The sequence below is a fragment of the Bacillus gaemokensis genome (genome assembly GCF_001590835.1).
Lineage (GTDB): Bacteria > Bacillota > Bacilli > Bacillales > Bacillaceae_G > Bacillus_A > Bacillus_A gaemokensis.
Genome location: NZ_LTAQ01000054.1, coordinates 1 through 1865, shown reverse-complemented (window position 1 = coordinate 1865; position 1865 = coordinate 1). Strand labels below are relative to the sequence as shown.

The following is a 1865-nucleotide window of genomic DNA, read 5'->3' as shown; positions in this document are numbered from 1 at the left end:
ACGTTGTTTGTTTCGTTCAGTTTTCAGAGAACTCGTTTGCCGCTCATTTGCGACTCCCTTATGTTAACACTTTAATTTTTCAATGTCAACTAAGTTTTTCATTTCGTTTGTCGCGTTCTGCGTTATTTCTATCGGCGACTCATATAATATTACACACTTATCATTATAAAAGCAATACCTTTTTTAATAAAAATCAAAATACCTCCTTGAATATTATATAAAGTGAAACTTCCATCATTAAGCGCCCTTTTACGAGTAGTTTATTTCTCAACTACCATCTTTCGGTTTGGCTGAATTTTAAGGTGGGGGTATTATTAACCGTGAATGACTGCATCGATCTCCCCTTAATACACTATATTCATATTTTATTCCGCCATTTAAATTTCTACTAAATCACCTTATTCATATACAAATAAAGAATCTTTCACTTTTATAATGAAAGATTCTTTATAGATTTACTATTATGCAGGAATATACTTCTCAACAAAGCTCCATACAGTATGCCAATATTTCTCTGAATCTATTTTTTCTGATTCACCATGGCCTGCACCTGGTACAATCAATTTTCCTTTTTCTACTTTTGCAGCATTATACACTTTATCCAGCATTTCAAAAGGAACAAACGTATCCGCATCCCCATGAATAAACAACATTGGTGTTTTACTTTTAGCAACTTGTTTGACGGCAGATCCCTCATTCAAATCATAACCGGCACGTAATTTCGTAATTGTATTCGCTGCATTCATAACAGGGAATTTTGGTAAATGAAATAAATCTTTTAATTGATATGTAAATTCATCTATAACAGATGAATATCCACAGTCTTCTATAATAACTTTAACGTTAGCGGGCAAATCTTCTCCGGAAGTCATCATAACAGTTGCGCCTCCCATCGAAATACCAAACAGAGCGATTTCCGCTTGTGGATCTTTCTTTAATATATACTGAATCCACAGCATAATATCCTTACGATCATGCCATCCCATACCAACATAATTACCTTGACTATTTCCATGACCACGAAGATCAGGTGCTACTACACTATAGCCTTTTTCATAGAAATGCCGAATATATTTTGTCATTTCCGAAGCTCTTCCGTTATATCCGTGAACTACAATTGACCATTTATGACTAGATTCTTGATTACGATATTCATAACCATTCAGTTTCAAATCATCAAAAGAACGTATAGCTATTGTACTTGCTTGATGTTTCGATAAGAATTCAGCATTTTTCACTTCATCAGTAGTTACTACGTCACCTGATACAGTTACGGCTTTCTTCAAATGAGGATTTCCCTCTAAAAACTCTTTTTCTTGTTTCGCATTTAGCGCATAGTTATAAAAGTAGTTTCCAACTAGCATATACGCAATAACTAGAAGGAGTAAAACTACTATCGTAACAATACTTATTTTCTTCATTCTATATACCCTTCCTCTAAGATGTATATTTTTAAAAATCTTATACCACATTATATCAAATTCTAGTGAAATACCATTATACTCCGCCAGAATTTACAACAGAAGAGGCGAAGTAAATTAGGAAAGGAAAAAAGTTACTCATTCAATACTCAAATAATAAACTCTCTTTAACAAAATACTTACTAAAACCGAGGGATAATAATGAGAAATGTAGCTTCACAAAAATTCTTTTATTACACTAAGCAATATTGTGATTTAATCAATCTATTACATAACTATAACGAAAGAACGCTACTAATGTGCACTATATTCTGCAAAATTTAAAAATCTTCAATAATTTATATACACAAAAAAGACGAGTCATTCTGACTCGTCTAAAGTTGCTTGGCGACGTCCTACTCTCACAGGGACAAGGTCCCAACTACCATCGGCGCTAGAGAGCTT

At 33.4% G+C, this 1865-nt stretch carries 1 protein-coding gene; it reads right to left on the bottom strand.

The features are described 5' to 3' along the window. Positions 1-461: 461 nt before the first annotated feature. Positions 462-1421 carry an alpha/beta hydrolase gene (locus AZF08_RS23140; RefSeq protein ID WP_033679243.1) on the bottom strand — a complete coding sequence of 320 codons (960 nt, stop codon included), beginning with the start codon at positions 1419-1421 and terminating at the stop codon, positions 462-464. Between the last annotated feature and the right edge of the window lie 444 nt (positions 1422-1865).

Bases quoted from the DNA above. Each gene is read 5' to 3' on its own strand.
- AZF08_RS23140 (WP_033679243.1), bottom strand. From the start codon at position 1,421: ATGAAGAAAATAAGTATTGTTACGATAGTAGTTTTACTCCTTCTAGTT.